The organism is Mycolicibacterium flavescens, from assembly GCF_001722335.1.
In the GTDB taxonomy this organism is placed as follows: Bacteria; Actinomycetota; Actinomycetes; order Mycobacteriales; family Mycobacteriaceae; genus Mycobacterium; species Mycobacterium flavescens.
Map to the genome: position 1 here is coordinate 1 of NZ_MIHA01000068.1, position 458 is coordinate 458.

The following is a 458-nucleotide window of genomic DNA, read 5'->3' on the forward strand; positions in this document are numbered from 1 at the left end:
CCAGGTCCTGCAGCGTCGCGGTGATCACCATCGTGACCGGAAACCCGTTATGGGTACGACCGCTGCGCGCGGCCAACAGATCCCGACACATCGCCGCCAACGCATCATGATTACGCTGCGCCCGCGTGCGGGGATCGCGGATCAACACTTCCGGAACCGCAGGCTCGACCTCGGCGGCGACAGGCTCCGGCTCCGGCGCGGCCTCGGGCCCGGCATCGAAGTCGAGCATGAACTCGGGGTCGAGATCTGCTTCGGGCTCCGGCTCGGCGTCATCGAATCCAGGATCGAAGTCGTTCCACGGGTCGGGTCCAGGATCGAAGTCGAAGCCGGCCCACGGGTCGGGTCCAGGATCGAAGTCGGGCTCGGGTTCGGGTTCGTAATCGGGCTCAGCGTCGGGTTCGGGCGTGAACTGCGGCGGGGTCCCGTCGGCGTCGGGCATGTTCTTGCCCGGGGCGCCG

1 protein-coding gene is annotated in these 458 nt (G+C 68.1%); it reads right to left on the reverse strand.

Annotated features, from left to right (window positions below):
• The coding region (locus tag BHQ18_RS28870) for a DUF222 domain-containing protein (RefSeq protein ID WP_131815756.1) at positions 1-458 on the reverse strand (458 nt) is incomplete at both ends.